The 24,824-nt window shown below is 63.2% G+C and carries 23 protein-coding genes and 2 tRNA genes; 7 read left to right on the forward strand and 18 right to left on the reverse strand.

The features are described 5' to 3' along the window. Positions 1-31: 31 nt before the first annotated feature. The 3 genes from NHH73_21220 to NHH73_21230 form a co-directional block, all read right to left on the reverse strand. On the reverse strand, positions 32-3,451 hold the full coding sequence (locus NHH73_21220; protein ID USX25114.1) for a response regulator: 3,420 nt from the start codon (positions 3,449-3,451) through the stop codon (positions 32-34). Between the two features lie 87 nt (positions 3,452-3,538). Further along, positions 3,539-3,904 (reverse strand): hypothetical protein, encoded by a 366-nt coding sequence (locus NHH73_21225; protein USX29668.1) that lies wholly within the window; start codon positions 3,902-3,904, stop codon positions 3,539-3,541. Positions 3,905-4,036: 132 nt separating this feature from the next. Next, entirely contained in the window at positions 4,037-4,177 is a 141-nt protein-coding gene (locus tag NHH73_21230) for a hypothetical protein (GenBank protein USX25115.1), read from the reverse strand. 197 nt (positions 4,178-4,374) lie between these two features. On the opposite strand from NHH73_21230, the gene NHH73_21235 reads away from it, so the two are divergent. Next, the gene (locus tag NHH73_21235; protein USX25116.1) at positions 4,375-4,563 is read left to right on the forward strand and encodes a hypothetical protein; all 189 of its coding nucleotides are present in this window, start codon (positions 4,375-4,377) and stop codon (positions 4,561-4,563) included. Positions 4,564-4,583: 20 nt separating this feature from the next. On the opposite strand, the gene NHH73_21240 is transcribed toward NHH73_21235, so the two are convergent. The 3 genes from NHH73_21240 to NHH73_21250 all read right to left on the reverse strand — a co-directional run bounded on the left by NHH73_21240 (position 4,584) and on the right by NHH73_21250 (position 6,228). Then, positions 4,584-4,751 carry a hypothetical protein gene (locus NHH73_21240; protein ID USX25117.1) on the reverse strand — a complete coding sequence of 56 codons (168 nt, stop codon included), beginning with the start codon at positions 4,749-4,751 and terminating at the stop codon, positions 4,584-4,586. Between the two features lie 127 nt (positions 4,752-4,878). Continuing rightward, positions 4,879-5,619: an SIMPL domain-containing protein gene (locus NHH73_21245; protein ID USX25118.1), complete on the reverse strand. Its 741-nt coding sequence runs from the start codon at positions 5,617-5,619 to the stop codon at positions 4,879-4,881. 69 nt (positions 5,620-5,688) lie between these two features. Further along, the gene (locus tag NHH73_21250) at positions 5,689-6,228 is read right to left on the reverse strand and encodes a hypothetical protein (protein ID USX25119.1); all 540 of its coding nucleotides are present in this window, start codon (positions 6,226-6,228) and stop codon (positions 5,689-5,691) included. A 133-nt stretch (positions 6,229-6,361) separates the two neighbouring features. Between NHH73_21250 and NHH73_21255 the strand changes: the two genes are divergently transcribed. Further along, complete coding sequence (locus tag NHH73_21255) at positions 6,362-6,922, forward strand: UPF0149 family protein (protein ID USX25120.1); 561 nt, start codon at positions 6,362-6,364, stop codon at positions 6,920-6,922. Between the two features lie 9 nt (positions 6,923-6,931). On the opposite strand, the gene treA is transcribed toward NHH73_21255, so the two are convergent. The 7 genes from treA to NHH73_21290 all read right to left on the reverse strand — a co-directional run bounded on the left by treA (position 6,932) and on the right by NHH73_21290 (position 12,308). After that, entirely contained in the window at positions 6,932-8,554 is a 1,623-nt protein-coding gene (treA, locus tag NHH73_21260) for an alpha,alpha-trehalase TreA (GenBank protein USX25121.1), read from the reverse strand. A 130-nt stretch (positions 8,555-8,684) separates the two neighbouring features. Then, positions 8,685-8,774 (reverse strand) — tRNA-Ser (locus tag NHH73_21265). A gap of 157 nt (positions 8,775-8,931) precedes the next feature. Further along, a tRNA-Ser gene (locus NHH73_21270) sits at positions 8,932-9,021 on the reverse strand. A gap of 67 nt (positions 9,022-9,088) precedes the next feature. Continuing rightward, a complete protein-coding gene (gene serS / locus NHH73_21275) occupies positions 9,089-10,378 on the reverse strand; it encodes a serine--tRNA ligase (GenBank protein USX25122.1) in 1,290 nt (429 codons plus the stop codon). 103 nt (positions 10,379-10,481) lie between these two features. Continuing rightward, the gene (locus tag NHH73_21280) at positions 10,482-10,688 is read right to left on the reverse strand and encodes a hypothetical protein (protein ID USX25123.1); all 207 of its coding nucleotides are present in this window, start codon (positions 10,686-10,688) and stop codon (positions 10,482-10,484) included. Positions 10,689-10,863: 175 nt separating this feature from the next. Continuing rightward, positions 10,864-12,021, reverse strand: coding sequence for a PLP-dependent aminotransferase family protein (locus NHH73_21285; protein USX25124.1), 1,158 nt, complete (start codon positions 12,019-12,021; stop codon positions 10,864-10,866). Beyond that, positions 12,021-12,308 (reverse strand): winged helix-turn-helix domain-containing protein, encoded by a 288-nt coding sequence (locus tag NHH73_21290; GenBank protein ID USX25125.1) that lies wholly within the window; start codon positions 12,306-12,308, stop codon positions 12,021-12,023. The genes NHH73_21285 and NHH73_21290 overlap by 1 nt, the downstream gene beginning before the upstream one ends. Positions 12,309-12,483: 175 nt before the next feature. On the opposite strand from NHH73_21290, the gene NHH73_21295 reads away from it, so the two are divergent. Then, a complete protein-coding gene (locus NHH73_21295; protein USX25126.1) occupies positions 12,484-12,807 on the forward strand; it encodes a DUF2917 domain-containing protein in 324 nt (107 codons plus the stop codon). Between the two features lie 86 nt (positions 12,808-12,893). Next, on the forward strand, positions 12,894-13,310 hold the full coding sequence (locus NHH73_21300) for a hypothetical protein (protein USX25127.1): 417 nt from the start codon (positions 12,894-12,896) through the stop codon (positions 13,308-13,310). Between the two features lie 17 nt (positions 13,311-13,327). On the opposite strand, the gene NHH73_21305 is transcribed toward NHH73_21300, so the two are convergent. The 4 genes from NHH73_21305 to NHH73_21320 all read right to left on the reverse strand — a co-directional run bounded on the left by NHH73_21305 (position 13,328) and on the right by NHH73_21320 (position 18,501). After that, positions 13,328-14,167 carry an alpha/beta hydrolase gene (locus tag NHH73_21305; protein USX25128.1) on the reverse strand — a complete coding sequence of 280 codons (840 nt, stop codon included), beginning with the start codon at positions 14,165-14,167 and terminating at the stop codon, positions 13,328-13,330. 9 nt (positions 14,168-14,176) lie between these two features. Further along, positions 14,177-15,481, reverse strand: coding sequence for a replication-associated recombination protein A (locus tag NHH73_21310; GenBank protein ID USX25129.1), 1,305 nt, complete (start codon positions 15,479-15,481; stop codon positions 14,177-14,179). 65 nt (positions 15,482-15,546) lie between these two features. Next, complete coding sequence (gene lolA, locus NHH73_21315; protein ID USX25130.1) at positions 15,547-16,179, reverse strand: outer membrane lipoprotein chaperone LolA; 633 nt, start codon at positions 16,177-16,179, stop codon at positions 15,547-15,549. Between the two features lie 18 nt (positions 16,180-16,197). Next, a complete protein-coding gene (locus tag NHH73_21320; protein USX25131.1) occupies positions 16,198-18,501 on the reverse strand; it encodes a DNA translocase FtsK 4TM domain-containing protein in 2,304 nt (767 codons plus the stop codon). A gap of 289 nt (positions 18,502-18,790) precedes the next feature. Here NHH73_21320 and trxB point away from each other — a divergent pair, with 289 nt between their 5' ends. The 3 genes from trxB to NHH73_21335 all read left to right on the forward strand — a co-directional run bounded on the left by trxB (position 18,791) and on the right by NHH73_21335 (position 21,132). Then, the gene (gene trxB / locus NHH73_21325; protein USX25132.1) at positions 18,791-19,744 is read left to right on the forward strand and encodes a thioredoxin-disulfide reductase; all 954 of its coding nucleotides are present in this window, start codon (positions 18,791-18,793) and stop codon (positions 19,742-19,744) included. A gap of 2 nt (positions 19,745-19,746) precedes the next feature. Continuing rightward, complete coding sequence (locus NHH73_21330) at positions 19,747-20,418, forward strand: Smr/MutS family protein (GenBank protein USX25133.1); 672 nt, start codon at positions 19,747-19,749, stop codon at positions 20,416-20,418. Between the two features lie 84 nt (positions 20,419-20,502). Beyond that, positions 20,503-21,132 (forward strand): trimeric intracellular cation channel family protein, encoded by a 630-nt coding sequence (locus tag NHH73_21335; GenBank protein ID USX25134.1) that lies wholly within the window; start codon positions 20,503-20,505, stop codon positions 21,130-21,132. 136 nt (positions 21,133-21,268) lie between these two features. On the opposite strand, the gene NHH73_21340 is transcribed toward NHH73_21335, so the two are convergent. Continuing rightward, positions 21,269-24,328: a TonB-dependent receptor gene (locus NHH73_21340; GenBank protein USX25135.1), complete on the reverse strand. Its 3,060-nt coding sequence runs from the start codon at positions 24,326-24,328 to the stop codon at positions 21,269-21,271. Positions 24,329-24,824 lie beyond the last annotated feature (496 nt).

Below are 24,824 nucleotides of genomic sequence, written 5' to 3' on the forward strand. Positions count from 1 at the left end.
TTGATATAAAAATCGTTGTTTGAGTCGATGCTCAAGTGCGCGTTGTCGCCGGAGTCAGCTGGCGTACTACTTGTTCGATATCGCCGACCAAGCCTGGGACGCCGTCCAGCACCAGGCCGAGCTGATCCCAGGCGCGTGCGGAGGCGCCCTCCTTCAGGGCGGCTTCCGCCAGTTGCGCCAGCGCCGCCATGCGGTCCGCGCCCACCGTTCCGGACAGGCCCTTGATCGTGTGCAGCACCGGCAACGCGGCCTGCGCATTTCCGGCGGCGCGCGCCTCCTGCAACTGCGCTGCCAGCTTCTCCGATTCCCCCGCGAAGCTGCGCAGCGCCATCAGATAGACCGGCTGCAATCCGCCCATGCGCTTGAGCGCGGCGGTGCTGTTCAGACCGGCCTCGGGCAGCGGCATGGCCCCGCTGTCGGTGGAGACGACGCTGACCGCGGCAGCCGGCGCGCCCCCCCGCCCCACATGGTTGAGGATCACCTCGATCAGCTGGGCGAGGTCGAAGGGCTTGCCCACGTGGTCGACCATGCCCGCCGCCAGCGCGGCGACCCGGTCGGCGGCCATGGCGTTGGCGGTCATGGCGACGATCGGCGGCGCGCCCGCGCCCAGCAGCCGGCGGATTTCCCGCGTCGCCTCGTAGCCGTCCATCTCCGGCATTTGGATATCCATCAGGATCAGGTCCGGCATCGGCCCGCCGCGCGTGACCGCTTCGATCGCAAATGGGCCCGAACCGACCACCTCGACCCGCGCGCCATCGTTGCCGAGCAGCTCGCTGGCGACCTGCTGGTTGGCCGGATTGTCGTCCACCAGCAGCAGCCGCAAGCCGGCCAGCCGCTGCTTCGACGGCACCGACACCTGCGACAGCGGCGCGCGCCGCTCCATGCGGGCGTCGGCCACGGCGTCGAACAGCATCGAGGCGGTGACCGGCTTGACCACGAAACCGTCGAGCACCGGCGACAAATCCTCGTGCTGCTGCGCCAGCAGTTCGCGGTCGTGCGCGGTGACCATGACGATCAGCGGCATCTTGCCCGACGGCGCCAGCTTGCGGATCTGGCAGCTCGTTTCCCAGCCGTCCAGCGTCGGCATGCGCCAGTCGATGAATATCACATCGTAGGCGCGCTGCTGCGCCACCTGTTCCGACACGGCGGCCAGCGCCTCCTGGCCGCTGGCCGCCAGATCCACCTGCCAGCCGAACGAGCCGGCCATTTCGCTCAACACCACGCGCGCGACCGGGTTGTCATCGACCACCAGGCACTTGAGGTCGCGCATCAGCTCGTCGGACGGTTGCGCGCCCGGCTGCGCCTCGCGCGCCGGCTGCTGCTCCGCCGCCTCGCACTCGATGGTGAAATCGAACACGCTGCCCTTGCCCGGCGTGCTGTCGACGCCGAGCGTGCCGCCCATCAGCGCCACCAGCCGCTGGCTGATCGCCAGGCCCAGTCCGGTGCCGCCATAGCGCCGCGCGGTCGAGGCCTCGGCCTGCGAGAAGCCGTCGAAGATGTGCCGGCACTGTTCCTCGGAAATACCGATGCCGGTATCGCGGATCGCAAAGCCGATCGACAGGCGCTTGCCGTCGCGCGCGAGCAGCTTGGCCGACACCAGGACCTCGCCGTGCTCGGTGAATTTGATGGCGTTGCCGGCCAGGTTGAGCAGCACTTGCTGCAGCCGCAGGCCGTCGCCGACGACCAGATCGGGCAGCGCCGGATCGATGCGGAACAGCACCTCGATATTCTTGCTGCCGACGTTGGCCGACAGGATCACCGCCAGGTCGCGCCACAGTTTGTCGAGCCGGAACGGATGCGGGTCCAGCGCCAGCTTGCCCGCCTCCACCTTGGAAAAGTCGAGGATGTCGTTGAGCAGTCCCAGCAAGGCGCTGGCGGCCGAGTGGGCCTTGGACGTGTAGTCCTGCTGGCGCTCGCTCATTTCTGTCTGCTGCAGCAGTTGCAGCATGCCCAGCACGGCATTCATCGGCGAGCGGATCTCGTGGCTCATGTTGGCGACGAACTCCGATTTGGCGCGGCCGGCCTGCACCGCCTCCTCCTTGGCCTGCTGCAGCGCCAGGCGCGAGGCGCGCGACTCGGTGCGGTCGGTGCTGCTGCCGACCCAGCTGACGATGACGCCGTCGGCATTCCGCTGCGGCAGCGCGTGATTGTCGAACACGCGCCAGACGCCGTCGCGGCGGCGCATGCGGCAGTCGCAGCGGAACTCGGTGCCCTCGGTGCTGGCCTGGCGCCAGGCCGCCGCCATCGCGGCGATGTCGTCCGGGTGGATCACGCTGGCCCAGTTGTCGTCACCCAGCATCTGCTCGGGCGGAATGCCGCTGAACTCTTCCCAGTGGTGGCTGAGGAAATCGACGCGCAGGCTCGGCGTGGCGGTCCACACCATCTGCGGCAAGCCTTCGGTCAGCGAGCGCCAGCGCGACTCCGACGCCGTCAGCTGCGTCAACAATTCTTGCGAGGCCTGCTTGTTTTCAATTAACTGCTCAACCGACTGGAATTGCTTGCGCAAGCCGAAGCGCATGCTCATCAGCAAAGCCGCTGCCAGGATCAGCAGCAGCGAGGCGAAGATGGCGGCGTTGCGCACCTCCTTGCGCCACGGCGCCAGGAAATCGTCGCTGGCCAGCCCCACCACCACGTAGACCGGATAGGCGCCCACCCGCGAGACGCTCAAGGTGCGCTCGAGGTTGTCGCGCGGGCTGATGACCGTGTACGTGCCACGGTCCGCCTTGCCGTCCATGATGCGCTGGGTGATGGCGTTGACCTTGATGGTGCTGCCAAAGAGCATGTCCTCGGCTTCCGGATAGCGGTGCAGAACGCGCTTGCGGTTGTCCAGCAGCACAATGGCGCCGCGCTCGCCGATATTGAGCGCCGCGAAGGCCGCCGTCAGGCGCGCGCTGTTGATGAGCACATAGGCGGCGCCGCCGAAGCCGCCGTCCGGCATGGTGAGCGGAAACGCCAGCGGCAACACCCATTCGTCGCTGATGCGCGACCTGGCGGGCGTGCCGATGATGAGCTCCTGCTCGCTTTTGGCGCGCTGGAAGAATTCGCGGATGCTCAGGTCCTGCGGCTTGGCCGGATCGACCCGCTCGCCGTAGATGACGCGGCCGGCGGCGTCGGCGCCGCGCACGGCGTCGGCCTGCGGGATACGCTCCTTGAGCGAGCGCAGGTAGGCGCTGAACTTGTCGTTGTCGAAGCGCCCCGCCGCGTGCATGGCCTGGAACTCGACGCCGGCGCGGCGCATCGCCAGGTCCACCTCGAGGAAATGCGAGTTGAGGAATTTTTCCAGCGTGATGGCGAGGTTGCGCGAGGTCTCGTCGGCGGAGGCATAGTAGCGCAGGCGGCTCTGGTTGAGGACGTGCCCGATACCCAGCAAGACAATCAAAAAGGCGACGGCGACGGCGGCCACCAGTACGCCAAACAGCTTTCTGAATTTCCGAAGGGTCTCGACTCTCATCACGGGATGCGGGCTCTCATTTGCGCCAGTTGCTCATTTATTACTACAATACATCAAAAAAAACGCTCCAGCGGAGCGTTTTTTTGATCACAAGCCTTGATTGGCGATATCGGCCAGCGATTCGCGGCCTTTGTCACTGAGCTCGAAGCCGCCTTCGGCGCGGGGAACGATGTGGGATTTTTTGCCGAGGAACAGGGCCACGTCGGCGTCGAGCGGGCTGGCGGGATCGGCCTCGATGGCGCGCAAGCCCAGGATGCAACGGCGCAGGAACAACACTTCCTCACCCTTGTCGGTGAGCGAAATGCGGCCGTTCTTGGCGATGGTGAACAGTTTGATGCCGGCCAGGCGCTTGGTGTTGCGACCGACGCAAGCGCTGACGCGCTCGCCTTTGATGCCGCGTTTGACTTCGTCCAGCGCGTTGTATTCGTCCTGCGTTAATTTCTCGTTCTTCATTGCCATTTTTTCCATAAGAGACTGCTGCGGCCCTCATGGTACGCGCCCGGCGGGATGACGGCAAGAAAATGCGCCGCCAATGCGTTTCCGATGAAACGCTCCCCCACCCGAACAATGGCGGAATGGACTGCTTTACAGCGCCCGGATCGCTAGCCACACCAGGCCGATGCTGGCGAAGGCGGCGATGCAAATCAGGGCTTGGACACGCTTCGTGCTCAACACGACACTACGACGACGACCGAGGTAGATTTTGTTGTGTAAGGAATTGCCCATGATGCTCTCCGTGAACGAAAAACGATGACATGACTAAATTATAGGAACAGTTTCATGACGGCAGTGTGACGCTCAACACAAACATTTAAATTTGTATCTGTCGAGCAACGATCGCCACGCTTTCCGGCGCCGTCCACCGCGCGCCGGTCCCGGCGTCAAGCTGCTAGCATGGGTTTCAGTCAACCACGGAGTCCATGATGAATCAACCAACCAAACCACACGGCGACGACCATGCCGCAGAAGGCGGCCATATGCTTGACGAAGCCGACATCGGCAGCGGCGAACGCTCGCCGGGTCAGCGCGAGACCGACGAGGCCATCAAAAGCATTCCGCCGCTGCCGGACGACAGCGGGCACGGCAAGCCCAAGCAGCCGCCGCGCCCGTAATAACGCCGCCGGCTTACCGCTCAGACCTTCAGTGGGGGCGCCTTCGGCGTCGGTTCTTCGATCGGCGCCTGGTCCGGCACCGGCATATTGTCCGGTGGCGGATCTTTTTCCGGCTGCGGCGGCGGCACCTCGGGATCGGGTGTCGAATGGGCGCGCTGCGAGGCGGCGTATTGGTCGATGGCGGTCATGACTCGTTCCTCCTAAGTGGGTTCCAGATGCAGATCGGGCACATGTCGGGATTCACAAGCGCCGGATTACGCCGTTGCGTGCGGCAGCGAACGCAGCCCGTCGCAGGACCAAGCCGCCATCGGCCCATCATTTGATACGAAAGATCATGTCGACGTTCTGCGTCCAGCGCAGCACGGTGATCGACAGGAAATCCTTCTCGCTCGTCTTCGCTTGCGCGCGGCGCTCGGCGTTGTAGTAGTCGCTCGGCATCAGGCCGACGGCCTTGGTCAGGTTGCGCAGCGGGCTGGAGGAGATGGCGGTGACCGCCCCCACCTTCTTGCCGAAGCCGGCCGCCATGCCCTCGGCGCGGCGCAGCGCGTCCTTGATGGCGGCGGCGGTCAACTCCTGCTCGACCTTGAGGCGGTCGCTCTTGCCGAAGGTGGTCGACATGTGGTCGATGTTCTTCATCTCCAGCAGCGCCTGCATGATCGGGCGCCATTTGGTCAGGTCGCGCACCACGATGTGCACCGAGCTGCGGATATCGTATTCGGGTGTGGCGGCGGGGTCGGGATTGGCGGGGTTGCGCATTTCCTTGCGCATGTCCTGCACTTCGAGGACGGCCGCGCTGTCGCCTTCCGGCGGCCCCGATTGCTCGACCAGCAGCGCGCGGACTTCGTCCACGCGGGCCTGGATCACGCTCACGGCGGCCGCCGGATCGGCATCGAAGGCGCTGATATCGAAATCGATCTCGCCCATGTCCGGCGCCGCCATGACGAAGCCCTCGCCGCTGACGTGGATGAACGGGTAGGTCGGCAAATCGGCCGCCTGGACGGCCGATGGCGACAACGCAGGCAGCAACGCCATCACCAGGGCAAATTTCTTCAGCATCGGCACAGTCCTTAAAAGTTAAGGACTGAGTATGCTTTATTTTTTAATAATTTTCAATTTGCAACGAACTTATTTGGCTTTATTGATTTCGGTCAGCAGCACAAACACCTCATGGCGGATGGCCGGCTCGGCCGCCTTGAATTCCTTGTTGGCTTTCACGAAGGCCGGCTTTTTCTGTTCGGCCTTCTCGGCCGGCGTCGGCGTCGGGTCGGCCGCGTACATGCGCGGGCCGCCGTTGTAGGTTTCCTTGAGCAATCGCTGGCCATAGCTCGACTGATAGTAGCGGGTCATCTCGAGCGCCGTTTCGGTGCTCACCAAGCGCGCCACCGGCTGCGACAGGCGCGTGTAGACCATCTGCGGCGTCAGCTTTTCGACCTTGGCCATGGTCAGCTCGCGCTGGGCCGGGCTGGGGAATTTGCTCATGCCGGCGGTCATGCGCAGCAGCTTTTCCGCCTGCATCGACGCCAGCAGGTCGTGGGCGGCCTGCACCCGCGCCGCGTCGGGCGCGCCAGTGGGGGCCGGAGCGGGAGCGGCGGGGGCCGGAGCGGCGGCGTTGACCAGGCCGGCGATCGAGAGGGTGGCCGCAGCCAGGAAAATGCTTGGTTTCATGTCGACTCCTTGGATTTTAGAATGAATTAATGTTGGCACGCATCATATTGCGAATTCAATAAAATTGCTTGCCTGATTGAGATCGTCACTTGCAGGTAGAATGTCGACTCCCCCCAGACTACCGGCTCAGACCATGCTTAACACACCCCTCACGGACGAAGAATACGACCAGCTTGACGACATGTTGCGCGACATCGGCGAACAGGCGATGGACGTCTCGGCGCTGGAAGGCTTGCTGACCGCGCTGGTGGTCGGCCCGCGCCCGGTGCCGCAAGCGCTCTGGCTGGACAAGGTCTGGGGTGGCGTGCCGGCGGCCGGCACCGAGGACGCGACCGGCCTGGTGCTGCGCCATCTCGAATACATGCGCAAATGGATGACGCAGGACCCGGGCAGCTTCGAGCCCATCTACGAGTGCGGCGGCGCCTGGAGCGCGGAGGCGTGGACCGCCGGCTTCGAAGCCGGCATGGCGCTCGATGCGGAAGGCTGGGCGCCGTTGCGGACCGCGCATCCCGAGTGGTTCGCGCCGCTCCAGCGGGAAGGCGACAGCTGGGAACGCGCCGTCATCCAGTCGGTCATCCAGATCAACGCCCACTGGCATCCGGAGCCGGTCAAAACCGTCAAGGTCGGCCGCAACGATCCCTGCCCTTGCGGCAGCGGCAAGAAATACAAGAAGTGCTGCGGCGACGGTAAATAAGGCCTCTCATTAGTTCAAATCGGGGTAGCGCTCCAGCAAGGCGCTGGTGACGCCGTTGGTCCAGCCGAAGCCGTCCTGGGTGGGATATTCGCCACCGCCGCCGCTCTTGCGCTCCTCCACATCGTATTTTTCCAGCAGCTTGCCGGTCTCGCCCCAGGTCCGGGCGACCGTGCCGACCCAGCGGCGGGCGATCTCGTGCGCCAGCTCCTTGTGACCGTAGCGGGCCAGGCCGTCGACCGCGACCCATTGCAGCGGCGCCCAGCCGTTGGGCGAATCCCATTGCTGGCCGTTGCGAACCAAGGTCGTGCGCAACCCGCCTTCGGCCAGCAACTCCGCTTTGGTGGTGGCGGCGACCGCGTCGGCCTGCGCCTGCGTCGCCATCCCCACCCACAGCGGATAGAGCGTGGCGGCGCTGCGCACCGGCGTCGGCGCGTTCTTGACGATGTCGAAGTCGGCATAGCGCCGCTCGGCGGCGACCCATAGATGCTTCTGCACGGCCGTGGCCCGCACTTCCTTCGCGCGGCCGAACTGCGCCGTGCAGGCGTTGTCGCCGGCGGCTTTGCAGCGCCGCTCGATCTCCCATTCCAGCTGGTACATCAGGCTGTTGAGATCGACCGGCGCGATGGCGGTGGTGCGGATCGTGGTCAGCCGCGCGGGATCGTCCAGCCAGCGCGACGAGAAGTCCCAGCCGCTCTCGGCCGCCGCGCGCAGGTCGCGGTACACCTCGGGCGCGGGACGCTTGCCTTCGCGCGCGGTGGCGACGTCCTCGCCCAGCGCCTCGTCGCGCGGCGAGTCCTTGGCATCCCAGTAGCGATTCAGGAGCGTGCCGTCGGCCAGGCGCACCACGCGCTCGCAGGCGCCGGTGCCGGCCTTCGGCAAGCACCCTCTTCCGCGCATCCAGAACGCGTGTTCGGTCTTCAGCGCCGCCAGCACCCTGGCGTCGTCGGCGCGGTCGCCAAGCGGCTTGAGCTGCGTCATCGCGGCAAAGAACGGCGGCTGGGAGCGGCTCAGATAATAGCTGCGGGTGCCGTTCGGGATGAAGCCGTAGCGTTCGATCAGGCTTTTAAAATCGACGATCATCGAATCGACCAGGTCGCTGCGATGGTCGGCCTTCAGGCCCAGCATCGTGAAGTAGGAGTCCCAGTAATAGATTTCGCGGAAACGGCCGCCGGGAACGACGTAGTTCGCCGGCAGCGCGAGGGCCGACGACCACTTCGGCGGATCGAGCGGGGGACGGGTCAGCACCGGCCACAGCGAAGCGATATGCTGGCGCAGCGTGACCGTGGTCGGCGCCGGCAGCGAAAAATAACGCTCGACGAAGGCTTTCAGCGCGGCGGCGTCCTTCGGCTGCTCGCGCTGATACTGCGCGAGGATGGTTTGCGGATCTTCCTTGGGGACGGCGTCGGCGAAGGTTTTAGCGTCGGGATAAATGCGCGCCGCCTGCACCGCCTCGAACAAGGGGCCGAACAACTCGTGCGGCGTTGCTACGCCGACGTCCGGCTTGGTCGCTGGCGACGGTGCTTGCTCAGGCGCGCGCTGCGCCATGGCGGGCCAGGCGGCGCCGACCAGCAATGCGCAAGCAAGGATTCTTGAGTTTTCCAAAGTCCATGACTGGATGTTTGCACGTTCCATGTTTCCTCCATTTCTCCGCGCTCATGCTACGCGATCCTGGAAAAAACATGTTTTTTGCGCAAGCGAACCGTGCCGCATACACATGGGCGCGGAAATGAAAAAACCCGCCGAAGCGGGTTTTTAATATTACTGGCGGAGAGGGTGGGATTCGAACCCACGGTACGATTTAACGTACGCTTGATTTCGAGTCAAGTACATTCGACCACTCTGCCACCTCTCCTAATGGTCCTGCACCGCCTGTTCGGCGAAGGCAAGATTATAACAGGCGACAATAGAAGACGGAAGCCCCAAATACGTTTATGCACATAGCAATTTCGCGACGAAAAAAAATGATCGCTGAAAACAAAAAACCCGCCGAAGCGGGTTTTTCTCAATACTGGCGGAGAGGGTGGGATTCGAACCCACGGTACGATTTAACGTACGCTTGATTTCGAGTCAAGTACATTCGACCACTCTGCCACCTCTCCTTTTCCCGCGTCACTGCTGCGAGAAGGCAAGATTATAGCAGCCCGCAGCAAAAAGGGAAGGACTATTTTACGCCTTCAGATGCGTCACGCCGCCCATGTACGGACGCAGCACTTCAGGGATCTCGACGCTGCCGTCGGCCTGCTGGTAGTTCTCCAGCACGGCGACCAGGGTGCGCCCCACCGCCAGGCCCGAACCGTTGAGCGTGTGCAGCAGCTCCGGCTTGCCTTGGGCATTGCGGAACCGCGCCTGCATGCGGCGCGCCTGGAAGGCTTCGCAGTTCGACAGCGACGAAATTTCGCGATAGGTGTTCTGCGCCGGCAGCCAGACTTCCAGATCGAAGGTCTTGGTGGCGCCAAAGCCCATGTCGCCGGTGCACAGCGACATCACGCGGTACGGCAGGCCCAGGCGCTGCAGAATCGTTTCGGCATGGCCGACCATCTCGTCCAGCACCGCGTACGAGGTGTCCGGATGCACCACCTGCACCATTTCGACCTTGTCGAACTGGTGCTGGCGGATCATGCCGCGCGTGTCGCGGCCGTAGCTGCCCGCTTCCGAGCGGAAGCATGGCGTGTGCGCGGTCATCTTCAGCGGCAAGGTGTCGGCGGCAACGATCTCGTCGCGCACGATGTTGGTCAGCGATACTTCCGACGTCGGGATCAGGTAGAAGGTCTCGCCCTCGCCTTCGGCACCACCTTTTTTGACCGAGAACAGGTCGGCCTCGAACTTCGGCAGCTGGCCGGTGCCGCGCAGCGAGTCGGCGTTGACCATGTAGGGCGTGTAGCACTCCGTGTAGCCGTGCTCGTCGGTGTGGGTGTTCAGCATGAACTGCGCCAGCGCGCGGTGCAGACGGGCGATGCCGCCCTTCATGACCGAGAAGCGCGTGCCGGTCAATTTGGTCGCGACCTCGAAGTCCAGGCCCAGCGGCGCGCCGACATCGACGTGGTCTTTCACTTCGAAGTCGAAGCTGCGCGGCGTGCCGACCTTGCGCACTTCCACGTTGCCCGATTCATCCGTGCCTTGCGGGACCGATTCGTGCGGCAGGTTCGGGATCGCCTGCATGAAATCGGCCAGCTTGGCCTGCACCGCCGACAGCGCGGTTTCGTTGGCCTTGAGCTCGTCGCCCAGGCCGGCCACTTCGGCCATGATCGCCGTCGTGTCTTCGCCCTTGCCCTTCATCATGCCGATCAGCTTGGACTGCGAGTTACGCTTGCCCTGCAGCTCTTCGGTGCGCGTCTGGATCGCTTTCCGTTCAGCTTCGAGGGCGTTGAACGCATCCACATCGAGCTGGTACTTGCGGGTCGCCAGGCGCGCGGCGACGTTGGCTATATCTTTGCGGAGAAGTTGGATATCAATCATGGGGACAAATGCCGTTTGTATCGGAAACGTCAATTGTACCAAGAGGATGCCACTTCCTTGCGAGTTTTGAGCAGCCCGCCGGCTGGCACAACCGCCCGCCAGATTACAGGGCGGCCTTTTCGGCGGCGCTCAGACGCTTGGCGGTCACGGTGACGACCGGCATGTCGACGTTGACGGTGGCGACATGGGCCACGGCCCGGTCGGCGGCGACCATGATCGCCGGCGCGTCGGCGGCGGTGGCGAAGCTGGTGGCGCCGGCGATGACGGCGGCGGCGACGAAGATGATTTCCATGTTTTTAGCGATGTTCATGATAGCTCCCTGGGTGGTGGTTTCGACCGACTTATGTCTGCCGCTTTGGTATGGTTGTACTGTACCTAAAGGGCCTATGCAAAACCACCGGGATGCGACGAAGCGCCGGAAACGGCGGATGAAGTGCAAAATAACGGCAAGAACGGGAGTTGGGGCGACGTGCCGACGACACGTATCAGGCGGCGGTGCGCAGCGCTGGCGCCTCATCCGCTAGCCTGTGCACCAGCGCGCCGAGCTTGCCCACTGCGGCCTCCACCTGCGGACTCCAGGCGTTGCCGCAGTTGAGCCGGACAAAGTTGCCGTATTTACCAGAAGCGGAGAACAGCTGCCCCGGCATGCATGCCACACCCGCCTCATGCGCGCGCTGGTGCAGCAGCAGCGCGTCGACCTGCTCCGGCATGCCGACCCACACCACGAAGCCGCCCTGCGGCTCCGACACCGTGCACTGCTGCGGAAACGCCGCGCACACCGCGTCCGACATGCGGGCGATGCGCTGCGACAGCGCCCTGCGCATCTTGCGCAGCTGGTTCTCGTAAGCGCTGCCGGCCAGGAACTCGGCCAGCACCGCCTGGAAGAAGTGGCTGGTGGCGCCGCTCGACACCATCTTGAGCACCGCCACATCCTGCGCATAGCGCCCGGCAAGCACGTAGCCGACGCGCGCGCCGGGACTGACCGCCTTCGAAAACGACGAGCACAGCATGACATGGCCGCTGGTGTCGTACGCCTTGACCGGCCACGGCCGCTCGGGCGTGAAGCACAGCTCGCCGTAGACATCGTCCTCGATCAGCGGCACGTCGTGCCCCGACAGCAAACCGGCCAGCCGCTTCTTGTTCGCCTCCGGCATGATGCAGCCGAGCGGATTGTTAGCGTTCGGGACGAACAGCACGGCCTGCACCAGGCCGGCATTCATCGCCAGCTCGAGCGCGTCGATCGACGGCCCGGTCTTCGGATGGGTGGGAATCTCCAGAGCCTTCATGCCCAGCGATTCGATCAGCTGCAGCAGCACGAAATAGCTGGCCGATTCAATCGCGACGGTGTCGCCAGGCTTGGCGACGGCGCGCAGGCACAGGCTGATCGCTTCCGTGCACGAGGTGGTGACGACGATCTCGGCCGGGTCCAGGCGGCCCCAGTCGAGCGCGCGCCGCAGGATCTGGCGGGTGAATTCGGGATGGTTGGTCTCGTAGCAGCTGACAGAGCTCAGCAGCGCCGAATCGCGCCGCGCCATCGCCGCCACGATCTTTTGCATGCGCTTCATGGGCAGCAGCTCGTCGAGCGGCCAGGCCGAGCCCAGTTGCACGATGTCGGGCTCCTCGTTGGCCTTCAGCACCCGCATCAATAGATTATTGATGCCGACATAGGCGGCTCCTGCAGGTGCACGGCGTCGGTCATCACCGCCATCGTGCGGCTGCGGTGACGCACGTAGTAGCCCGCCTGCGGCCGGGATTCGATCAAGCCGCGATCCTCCATCAGCCGCAGCGCCTGCATGACGGTGCTGACCGACAGGCGCTTCTGCTGCGCCAGATGGCGGATCGACGGCAAGCGGTCGCCGGGCGCGAAAACGCGGCTGGCGATCAATCCGCCCAGTTCGTTGGCAAGCTGCTCGTACAAATTGATGTGCATGTCGATATTGTGGCCCAGCCCAGGCCTGCGCCGACAGGTACAGCGGGCAATCATTTTGACCATAACAGTTTAACGAAACCGCTTCTGTGATGGTAACAATTTCGATTCGCTGCATCTGTTATGGTCGGCCGCCGCTGCGTATTCTGCTTGCATAGTTCACCACGCAGGAGCCACCATGAAACCGCAACTGGTCACAGTCCAACAAGGCCTGGCAGAATACCGTTTGACCCAGGACCACCCGCTGCGCATCGCCAACGCGGCCGGCCAGCAGATCGAATGCCTGGACGGCACGGCCTGGATCACCGCCTATGGCGAGCACACCGATTTCATGCTGCGCCGGGGGCTGACGTTCGAAGTGCCGAACGACGGCCTGATACTGATCGAGGCGGCCGGCACGGGTGTGGTGCGCATCCGCCTGCCGGCGGAAACGGCGGCGCCGGTGGGCTGGCGGGGCTTGCAAAACAAATTTGCCACAGTCCTTTCCGGTCTGCATCTGTAGGATTTCACCTACGCAACTAATCGTGCGCCATGCACTCCTCGATAATATGTACAATGCGTCAACAATACAGCCCCGAGGAGAATAATTTGAAAAACCAATATCTGAAGATGGGCGCGATGAGCGCATTGATGGTTCTGGCCGCAGGTTGCTCGACGCTCGGTGGCGGTCCGCCAGCCGACGAAGCGCCGCCACCGGCCAACCCGAACTTCGCCGCCGAAATGGACAAGTTCAACAAGCAGTTCCCGAACGACAAGGCGACCAAGTACGAAGAGGTTTCGCTGAACTACAACAACGCGAAAAAGCTGGACGAGAAAGGCAATTGCCATGACCTGTCCAAGTATCCGGTTGTGATCGTGCTGACCCTGGATGCGTCCGGCAAAGTCACGAAGAGCACCACCGACGTCGAGAACCGCAAAGCGGCGTGCTTCCGCGACGCGTACGCCGGCGTGCAGCTGCCAGCGCCACCGTTCGCACCGTACTACAAGCCGATCAAACTGCGTTAATCTGATCGCAACTTAGCTCAAGCCGCCGCGTCTTCGCCGGCGGCTTCTTCTTTTGCGGCCGGCTTTTCCAGCCATTCCAGCACCACTTCGTTGAACCGTTCCGGGTCGCGCACCATCGGCCAGTGATCGGTGTTCATCGCCACCACCTTACATCCCTCTTTCGCCGCCAGCTTCTCGCACCACTGCCTCGAATGGAACATGAACGGCTTGCGCATGCCATAGATAAACAGCATCGGCACCTTGGGGAAGAACGGCACCAGCGACCGGTACGATCCCGCCGCGCCCGCCGTCAGGATGTAATATGGGAAATTCATCGCCGAGCTGATGTACTGTTTCGGCGCCGGCACCTTCATCGCGTTGACCATCCCGCGCGTGATCATGTTGCCGATCGGCCCGCCGACGGCCCATGCCAGCGACAGGATGTTCTGGTAGCCGCTGACCATCAGCTTCTGCCCGAAACTGCGCGAACGGTCGGTCGCGTCCGAATTGGCGTCGCCGATATCGACGCCGATGATGGCCGACACCAGCCCCTTGTTGCGCATATAAAACTCGTAGCCGAACACGCAGCCCCAGTCGTGCAGCATCAAGGTCACCTTTTGCTTCTGGTTGACGGCGGCGACGATGTGCAACAGGATGCGCATCGTCGCGTCGAGCGAATACGCGCGGCGCGGCTTGCCCAGATCGAAGCCGGGCAAGGTGAAGCGCACGCAGCGATAGCGACTCTTGAGCTCCTCGACCTGCGCGTCCCACAGCCGGTACGTGTCCGGCCAGCCGTGGATCATGACGATCGTCTCGGAACCCTCCACCCCGCCTTCGATGTACACGTCGATGTCGTCGACAACGATCACTTGCTGCATGCTGTTCCTTTAGTGTTTACCGGCGTCTTCATCGAGCTTGCGCAGGAAGGCCATCTTGTCTGCGATCTTGCTCTCCATGCCGCGCGGCACCGGCTGATACCAGCCCGGCTCGCGCATATCGTCCGGGAAGTAGGTTTCGCCGGCCGCGTAGGCGTGCGGTTCGTCATGGGCGTAGCGGTACTCGTGACCGTAGCCCAGTTCCTTCATCAGCTTGGTCGGCGCGTTGCGCAGGTGCACCGGCACTTCGCGCGACTTGTCCTTTTTCACGAACGCCATGGCCTGGTTGAAGGCGTTGTAGCCGGCGTTGCTCTTGGCGGCGATGGCCAGGTATATCACCGCCTGGCCCAGCGCTAGCTCCCCTTCCGGCGAACCGAGCCGCTCGAACGTGGCGGCGGCGTCGTTGGCCAGCTGCATGGCGCGCGGATCGGCCAGGCCGATGTCCTCCCACGCCATGCGCACGATGCGGCGCGACAGGTATTTGGCGTCGGCGCCGCCGTCGAGCATGCGGCACAGCCAGTACAGCGCCGCGTCCGGATTGGAGCCGCGCACCGACTTGTGCAGCGCCGAGATCTGGTCGTAGAAATTGTCGCCGCCCTTGTCGAAGCGGCGCGCGTTCAGGGTCAGCGCGTTCTGGATGAATTCGCTGGTGACCTTGTTGGTCTTGGCGGCGTTGGCCGCCGTGCTGGTCTGCTCGAGCAGGTTGAGCAGGCGGCGGCCGTCGCCATCGGCATAGCCGATCAAGGTATCGATCGCCGCGTCGTCGAACTCCAGATGCGCCAGCACCTTGGCGCGCGCCTTGGCCACCAGCTGCTTGAGCTCGTCCTCGTTGAACGATTGCAGCACGTACACCTGCGCCCGCGACAGCAGCGCCGAGTTGACCTCGAACGAGGGATTCTCGGTCGTCGCGCCGATCAACGTGACCAGGCCGGACTCCGCGTACGGCAACAGCGCGTCCTGCTGCGACTTGTTGAAACGGTGGATCTCGTCGACGAACAGGATGGTGTGCTTGCCCATCGTCAGATTCTGCTGCGCCTGCTCCATCGCGGCCCGGATGTCCTTCACGCCGGAGAACACGGCCGACAAGGCGATGAACTCGCACTCGAAGGCGTTGGCGGTCAACCGCGCCAGGGTGGTCTTGCCGACACCGGGCGGGCCCCACAGTATCATCGAATGCGGCTGGCCCGACTCGAACGCCAGGCGCAGCGGCTTGCCCGGCCCCAGCAGGTGGTGCTGGCCGATGACATCGTCGAGCGTCTTGGGCCGCAGGGCTTCGGCAAGCGGCTGGCGCGGTTCTGTTGCAAATAGGTCAGCCATAGTGTCTCAGAATGGAAAAACGCCGCAGCGTCGCAGCTGCGGCGTTATATCCGATACTTTAATCTTTAATTATTGAACACGTCCGCGCCCTTCGGCATGACGAATTTAAAACTCGTCGCAGTCAGCGCGGGATTTTTCTCGAATTTGCTGAACGTCAGCAGCGAGGTCTGACCGAACGAATCCTTCAGTTCCATCGCTTGCGGCAAGCCGTCGCGCAGGCCGATGGTGATTTGCTCGAAGCTGGTGTCCTTGGCTTTCGGCACGGCCTTGAGCCATTCCATGCCATCCTTCGTGCCCGCTTCCGACAAGGTGAAGTTCTTTTCCAGATCGTTGCTGCCGAACAGGATCGCGGCCGGCGACGAGCCCAGCGCGTTGCCCAGCTGTTTGACGGTGACCTGGTTCAAATCCTTGTCGAAGACGTACAGCTTTTCGCCGTCGGCCTGCAGCACCTGGTCGTAGGGTTTCACATACGTCCAGATGAACTTGCCAGGACGGGCGAACAGGAAGGTGCCGCTCGACGGCGGCGTCGGCTTGGCGGCCTCGCCGCTGGTGTTCTTGACCTGGCGCTGGGTGAACTCGCCCTTGGCCGCCTTGGTCGAACCGACAAAGGTCTTGAACTGGTCCAGCGCCGTGGCGCCGGCCGCGCCCGCCAACAGCAAACCCGCCGTCAGTACCGCTACGTTTTTCAAATACTTCATACGTTATCTATTCCTTGGTTATTCAGCACTGGCGGCGGGCGCCAGGATCTCGCGGTTGCCGTTCGACTGCATCGGCGACACGACGCCGCTATTTTCCATCTGTTCCAGCAAACGCGCCGCCCGGTTATAGCCGATGCGCAAATGGCGCTGCACCAGCGAAATCGAGGCGCGGCGGTTTTTCAGCACCACCTGCACGGCCTGGTCGTACATCGGATCGGCTTCGCCGCCGCCCTCGCCGGCTGCCGCGCCGTCCGCGCCGCCCTCGCCTTCCAGCGTGCCGCCTTCGAGGATGCCGTCGATATAGTTCGGCTCGCCCGTGGTCTTCAAGTGTTTGACCACGCGGTGCACCTCGTCATCGGACACAAACGCGCCGTGGACACGCACCGGCAATCCCGTCCCCGGGGGCATGTACAACATGTCGCCCATGCCCAGCAGCGCCTCCGCGCCCATCTGGTCCAGAATGGTGCGCGAGTCGATCTTCGACGACACCTGGAACGCGATACGGGTCGGGATGTTCGCCTTGATCAGGCCGGTAATCACATCCACAGATGGACGCTGCGTCGCCAGAATCAAGTGCAAACCGGCCGCACGGGCTTTTTGCGCGATACGGGCAATCAATTCCTCGACCTTTTTGCCGACGACCATCATCAGGTCGGCCAGCTCGTCGATGATGATGACGATGGTCGGCAGTTTTTCCAGCGGCTCGGGCGAGTCGGGCGTGATGCTGAACGGATTCGGGATCAGCTCCTCGCGCTTTTTGGCCTCGGCGATTTTGGCGTTGTAGCCGGCCAGGTTACGCACGCCCAGCTTGGACATCAGCTTGTAGCGCCGCTCCATCTCGTTCACCGCCCAGTTCAGCGCGTGGCCGGCCTGGCGCATGTCGGTCACGACCGGCGCCAGCAGGTGCGGAATGCCTTCGTAGACCGACATCTCCAGCATCTTCGGATCGATCAGGATCATACGCACGTCGGCCGGATCGGACTTGTACAGCAGCGACAGGATGGTGGCGTTGATACCCACCGATTTACCGGAACCGGTGGTACCGGCCACCAGCAAGTGCGGCATCTTGGCCAGGTCTGCCACCACCGGCTTGCCGGCGATGTCCTTGCCCAGCGCTACGGTCAGCGGCGACGGATTGTCGTTGTAGACCTTGGAACCGACGATCTCGCTCAGGCGCACGATCTGGCGCTTGGCGTTCGGCAACTCCAGCGCCATGTAATTCTTGCCGGGGATGGTTTCGACCACGCGAATCGACGTCAGCGACAGCGAACGCGCCAAATCGCGCGCCAGGCCGACGATCTGGCTGCCCTTGACGCCGGTGGCCGGCTCGATCTCGTACCGCGTGACCACCGGACCCGGATAGGCCGCCACGACCTTGGCTTCGACGCCGAAGTCCGACAGCTTTTTCTCGATCAGGCGGCTGGTGAATTCCAAGGTTTCGATGGGTACGGTTTCCAGCACCTCGGCGGCCTCGTCCAGCAGCGACAGGGCCGGCAGCTGGCTGTCGCCGCTCAAATCCTGGAACAGCACGGCCTGGCGTTCCTTCTCGACGCGCTCGGACTTGACCACCGCGACCACCTGCGGCTCGATCTTGACCGGCGCCGACACCACGTGCTTTTCCACATGCTTGGCGCGCTCGATGACGACCACTTCCTCGCGCTTGACGGCGGCCACTTCGCCCTGGCGGCGGTCTTCGCGGTACTGGTAGCGCTGGATGAACCATTCGATACCGGTCTCGATCGTGTAACCGATGCGCTCGGCCACGGCCAGCCACGATACATGGAAGAACAGGCTGAAACCCAGGCCGAACAGCAGCAGCAGCAGCAAGGTGGCGCCGGTGAAGCCGAACGCCACATGGGCGGAGTGCCCGATCAGCTCGCCCAGCACGCCGCCCGGCGCGCGCGGCAACTCCGCGTGCAGCGAGTACATGCGCAGATATTCGAGTCCGACGCTGCCGGCGAACAGGAGCAGGAAGCCGATGCCGCGTATCAGCCCCTCCTGCGCGTGCTCGGGGTCGGCTTCCTTGGACATCACGTATTTTTGGGTCAGCTGGCGGTAGCCGTTCCAGACCAGGCGCAGCAGGCAAAACGCCCACCACCAGGCGGAAATGCCGAAGATGTACAGCAACAGGTCGGACAGCCAGGCGCCGGCGCGGCCACCCAGGTTGGTCACTTTGGGAACCAGCGTTTCGTGCGACCAGCCCGGGTCCATTTTGTTGTAGCTGGCCAGTATCAGGACGAAATACAGGCCCAGCACCGCCAGCGCGAGCCAGCGCGCCTCCGACAGCAGCCGCACCAGCCGGTTCGGCAGCGGTTGGCGCATGGTCGGGGTGCGTGTATAGCCCGGCGAGGAGGAAGTTGCAGCTTTTGGCACTCGCTCCTGAACTTTTTTACTGCTCATAGGTATTAAGGTGTTGCAACGTTAGCGAGGGGGAAATATTCATATATGGGTATTTTACGGCAAAGCAGCATCAACCGGCCCGACGATTCATCCTCCGCGCCTGCTTGCACTATAATCTTGTATTGCCTGCGTGAATGCAACGGCTGCCGCCCTTGCCTCCACTCTAAACGCCCCCAAATTCGGATTAATCCAACATATTAAGAAGCCCTCCATGACCACTCCTAAACACGCCCGCGTACTGATCCTTGGCTCCGGCCCCGCCGGCTACAGTGCCGCCGTCTACGCCGCCCGCGCCAACCTGAACCCGATGCTGGTCACCGGCATGGAGCAAGGCGGCCAGCTGATGACCACCACGGACGTGGAAAACTGGCCAGGCGACCCGATGGGCGTGCAAGGTCCGGACCTTATGCAGCGCCTGCTGCAACACGCGGAAAAATTCAACACCGAGATCGTGTTCGACCACATCCACACCGTGGACCTGGCCGCGCGTCCGATCCGCCTCAAAGGCGACAGCAACGAATTCACCTGCGACACCCTGATCATCGCAACCGGCGCCTCGGCCCAATATCTGGGCCTGCCGTCGGAACAGGCTTTCATGGGTAAAGGCGTGTCGGCCTGCGCCACCTGCGACGGTTTCTTCTATCGCAACCAGGAAGTGGCCGTCATCGGCGGCGGCAACACCGCCGTCGAGGAAGCGCTGTACCTGTCGAACATCGCCACCAAGGTCACCCTGATCCATCGCCGCAACAAGTTCCGCGCCGAGCCGATCCTGATCGACCGCCTGAACGCCAAGGTCGCCGAAGGCAAGATCGAGATCAAGTACAACCACACCTTGCAGGAAGTGGTCGGCAACGACAGCGGCGTGACCGGCCTGAAGATCCAGTCGACCGACACCGGCGCCGTCACCGACATCAACGTGCACGGCCTGTTCGTGGCGATCGGCCACAAGCCGAACACCGGCATCTTCGAAGGCCAGCTGGACATGCACAACGGCTACATCAAGACCAAGGCCGGCCTTGAGGGCATGTTCACCGCCACCAGCGCGCCGGGCGTGTTCGCCGCCGGCGACGTGCAGGACCACATCTACCGCCAGGCGATCACCAGCGCCGGCACCGGTTGCATGGCGGCCCTGGACGCGCAGCGTTATCTGGAAGCGCAGGAGTAACTGTGGGACTGAAAGACTTCGCCGACCTGAAATCCCTGGCCAAACAGCTCAAGGAACAGGCGGAGACGCGCGCGGCCGCCGAGGCCGAGCGCGTCAAACGGGAAAAAGTACAAGCGGTGGAGGCGAATATCTTCCAATCCAGCGTGGGCGGCGTCAAGCGCATGCCCGTGTCGGACCGCTACGTGCCGGCGCTGCCGAAATCGGCCGGCACGGCCGCCGCGCCGGCGCGCAAGCTGACGCAGGCGGAGGACGACGCGGCCGTGCTGCGCGAGTCGCTGTCGGACCTGTTTGAAGTCGATCATTATCTGGAAGAAGACCCGGCGCTCAATTACGCGGCGCCGGGTGTCGGGCCGGACATCGTCAAAAAGATGCGCAAGGGCCACTGGCCGGTGCAGGACGAGTTGGACCTGCACGGCTTGCGCCGCGACGCCGCGCGCGACGCCATCGGCGATTTCCTGCGCAAGTCGGCGATGCGCAACCATCGCTGCGTGTGCGTGATCCATGGGCGCGGCTTCGGTTCGAAGAGCCAGGAGCCGGTGCTCAAGTCGATGGTGCATAGCTGGCTGGTGCAGAAGGAGGAAGTGGTCGCCTTCTGCCAGGCGCGTCCGTCCGAAGGCGGCGAAGGCGCGTTGATTGTGCTGCTGCGCGCTGCCTTGCGGCCTGAGCGTCTGTAAAGACCCGACCGGGCTCATCTCGCCCACACCAAATTGTTGCGGCATGTTAACCTACGGACATTCCCACTTTGTCCGCATGCCTACATGAAGCCCGTCCCCGTCCACGATTCCCTGATCATCATCATCGAAATCGTGGCGATCCTGGTCGGCGCCTTCTCCGGCTTCGTCGAAGCGCGCCGCAAGCGCATGGACCTGGTCGGCGTCTTCACCGTCGCCTTCATCACCGCCTTCGGCGGCGGCACCCTGCGCGACATCCTGCTCGACCGACGGCCGCTGTTCTGGGTCATGCACCAGGAATACGCCATCCTCATCTTCGTGCTGGCGCTGATCGCCGTGCCGCTGATGCGCACCCTGCGCCAGATTCTCTCCGAACGCCTGATCGTCATCGCCGATGCCATCGGCCTCGGCCTGTTTGCCGTGGCCGGCGTGTCGCAGGCGCAGGCCGCTGGCATGCCGCTCTTCATCGCCTCGATGATGGGCGTGATCACCGGCATCTTCGGCGGCGTGCTGCGCGACATCGTCTGCAACGAGGTGCCGATGGTGTTCCGCGACGGCAAACCCTATGCGATCTGCGCCTTCTTCGGCTGCTGGATGTATATCGGCCTGCAGTACACCGGCGTCAGCGACGACTACGCGCTGTGGGTCAGCGCCACCTTCATCACCACCTTGCGCCTGGTGACGTGGAAGTTCGACTTGCGCATCGGACGTCACTAACCTGCCGTCCGACAACCGACAGTCGCCTTGATTCCAACGCCGCAATAAAAAAAATCCCGCGCGGGACGGGCCCGGGCGGGATAAGGATCGCCGGCGTGGAGAACGTCCCCGCCGGCGGATCGAGGATACGAATCGATCAGAACGCGTACGTTGCCTGTACCGTGTAACGCGGGCCGCTCATGAAGACCTGGCGGGTGAAGTCGCCCGCGTGCTGCTCCATGATCTGGCGCGTGTACGTGTTCCCCAGGTTGGTCCCGAGGATGCCGACGCGGAACTTGTCCGTGAAGTCGTAGAAGATCGACGCGTCCACCTGGCCGTAGGCGGCCTGGTACAACGGCAGACCGAAGGCCTGATCGTTGTTGGTCGTCGGGATCAGGTATTTGTCCGCTGGGGCGGCCGGATTGGTGTTCAGGCCGTTGTTGCCGCGGCTGCCCCACTGGGTCACGCCCAGCAGGTAGCGCGAGCGCCAGTTGTAGGCCACGCGCATCGACAAGCCGTGCGCTTCGTACATGAGCGCCAGATTGATCGTATGACGCGACAAGCCCTGCAACGGGGTCTTGCCGAACGCGCGTCCATCGGTATCGCAGCCGTTGATGAACAGGTTGAAGTTGGTCGACGCGTCGTTGCCCTGGCACCATGCGTTAAACACCGGGTCTTTCAGCTTGCGCTCGCTCGACACATAAGTCCAGCTTGCCTGACTGCCGATGCCGCGCAGCCAGTCCGGCACGAAATCATAGTACTGCTGGTGTGCCAGCTCGAAACCGCGGGCAAAGCCGTTGGCGCCGTTGACCGGACCGGTGACCACGAAGGTGCGCGGCGTGCCGTTCACGTCGACCGCGTTGTAGCTGTAGTTCTTGGTGGTGATGATGTCCTTGAGGTCCTTGTTAAAGGCCGAGAAAGTCAACGAACCGGCCTTGGCGAAGTACCACTCGGCGGTCAGGTCGACGTTGGTCGACGTGGTCGGCTTAAGCAGCGGGTTGCCGTCGCTGGTGCCGCTCAGGCTGGTGCCGTCGAAGCGGATGGCGGTGGTGTTGCCCGCTGCGTCCCGGGTGACGGTCTGGCGGTGCTCGGCGTTGAGCGTCGTCTGCACCTGGAGCTGGTTGAAGTCCGGACGCGACAGCGACTTGGCCACGGCGAAGCGGAACTGCAGCTGGTCGCTGGCCTTCATGCGAAGATTCAGGCTTGGCAACCAGTTGTCATAGGAATTATTGACCGACTGCTGTTCCGCAAACGATGCGATGTCGATCAGATTGCCCTGGCCGGTCGGGACCACGCCGGTGCCGCCGGTCGGAAGGGACGGCCGCGTGAACGAGACATAACCGCTGCCGGCGCCCGTCGTCTTCACGTAACGAATGCCGACGTTGCCGTCGATCGGATACTTGAGGTTATCCCAGCCGAAGCGCAGCTGCGTGTAGGCGGCACGGGTCTTCTCGGTCTGCGTGTTGTTGGCGGCCGGGTCGTTGAAGCTCGCCGCCTTCCATGGATCGCAGGTCGAGCCTTTTTCGGCGCACAACACGTCGTGGTACGAGTGGATCTTGCTCCATTGGTCGGGGAAACCGCGCACGGTCGCCTCGTCGGCGAACAGCATCGCCGGCACGTTGTATTTGCCGCCGAAGAAGTTGTCCATCGTCTGCAGCGACGAGCCGCCGGCAAAGCGCGGATCGCTCAGGCGGGCGACGCCGTTGATCTGCCAGCCTTCCATCCACGGAAAGGTGATCGCCGACCAGTTGTAGAACTTCTGCGCCTTGTGGTTCTCGCCTTCGCGATTGGCCAGGCGCACGCCGAAGCGGACGTCGCGCAGCACCGGGTGGTCGAACGAATACTTGACGTCCGATTTCCATGCCTTCTGGTTGGCCGAGGCGCGGTCCAGCGCTTCCTGGGTATAGGCCCAGTAGTAGTTTTTCGGGTCGGCCATGTAGGCGGCCGAACCGAGGCCAAGCTGCGGCACCTTGCCGGTCATGTCCATGGTCTGGTCCGGCAGGATGAAGCCGGTCGACACGTCGGCGTCGAAGCCTTCGGTGGTCGAGTGCACGTGCTGGAAGTCGTTGGTCCAGGTCAGGTCCGGCGTTACGCGCCATTGGACGTTGAGCGAGGTGTCGGCCGTGTCGGACTCACGCGTATTGATACGCTGCGAGCTGTTGAACGGCGAACCTTTATACGTCGGGTTCGAGATCGTGCCGCTCTGGAAGGCGCCGTTTTTGTCGAACACCGCGTTACTGCTGGCGACCTGCTGGTACCACTTGTCCTCGGACGAGGCCACCACGTGCTCGTCCAGGTCTTCCTTATAGTGGGTCTTGAAGTAGGTCAGCCCGGCGGTCAAATCCTTGTTCGGCTTCCACTGCAGCGCCGCGTAGTCGCCGCGACGGGTACGGTCGAAGTCCTGCGAGCGGTAGCCCACGCCCATCGGTATCCACTGCGTCTTGGAGCGGTCGTACAGGGCCGGATCGGTGGAGTTCACGTGCGGGAAGTACGGATCGACACCCACGCCGTCCGAGCGGCTCGGGCTCTTTGCCTTGGCAAAATTGACCAGGGCGCCGACTTCGCCGAACGGCGTGTTCCAGCGGTTCGACAGCAGGATGGTGCTGGTCGGCGAGGGTTTGCCCTCGCGCAGCGTGGAATAGGACTCGGAGAAGCCCGCCGTGCCCTTGAAGCCCTTGTAGTCGAACGGCATCGCGGTGCGCAGATTGACCAGGCCGGCGATGGCGCCTTCGACCTGCTCGGCGGACGGATTCTTATAGACATCGACGCCGGCCATCAGTTCGGGCGACACGTCGGAGAAACCGAGCGAGCGGCCGCCACCGGCGGAGAACGCATCGCGGCCGTTAATTTCCGAACGCACGTAGGTCAGGCCGCGCACGGACACGCCGGAGCCCTCGACCGATTGGCGGTTAGGGTCGCCCGCCATGTTGCGGTCGATGGTGACGCCGGCGATACGCTGCAGCACCTCGGTGACCGAACGGTCAGGCAGCTTGCCGATGTCCTCGGCGACGATCGAATCGACGACCTCGTCGGCGTCCTGCTTGAGTTTTTGCGCCGATTGCAGGGCGGCGCGCTGGCCGCTCACAACGACGACGTTGGGATTCTTGGCAGGCTCGGCGCCGGTGCTGTCGGCCGTTTGCGCCCATGCCGCGCCAGTGTGCAGCAGGACAACCTGTGCGACCGCTGCGGCGATTGCCGTTTTCTGTAATTTACTCACTTCGTCTCCCCCGTGTAAAGGTGGTTTTTATAGTTACAAGCCATAACGCTCAGTGTTGTGTCTTGCTGATACCGGTCTCTTGATAATTACTCTTTGGAAAGTTACGCCTCCATAGGGTTCGTGATGGGATAAACATGTAATGCGCACATGTCATGCGGTCGCCTGATGCGCGGATGACCTTGCATTGTTGGGGTGTCGGTCAGAAGGGGATAACTATGACAACGTTTTCAAGTTTCGCAAAAGCAAGGGCGGCTTGTTCCGCTGCCTCGGCGAGCGGTTGCGCGGCCAGAGCGATGGCCACTGTCTTTCGGATTGTCATTCGATTGTCTCCCGTACTTTTTTTATGGATACCACAACTGCTGTTGTCCATTGCAAATTAACATTAATGCGACCAACGAACAAATAATTATTCAGGAACTGTCGCTGTTTAACCGCACAAGCTAAACATAAACAACAAAAGAAAATCCCCGCAGGAAGCGGGGATTTTTGAATTATA

The organism is Oxalobacteraceae bacterium OTU3CINTB1, from assembly GCA_024123955.1.
Taxonomy (GTDB): domain Bacteria; phylum Pseudomonadota; class Gammaproteobacteria; order Burkholderiales; family Burkholderiaceae_D; genus Rugamonas.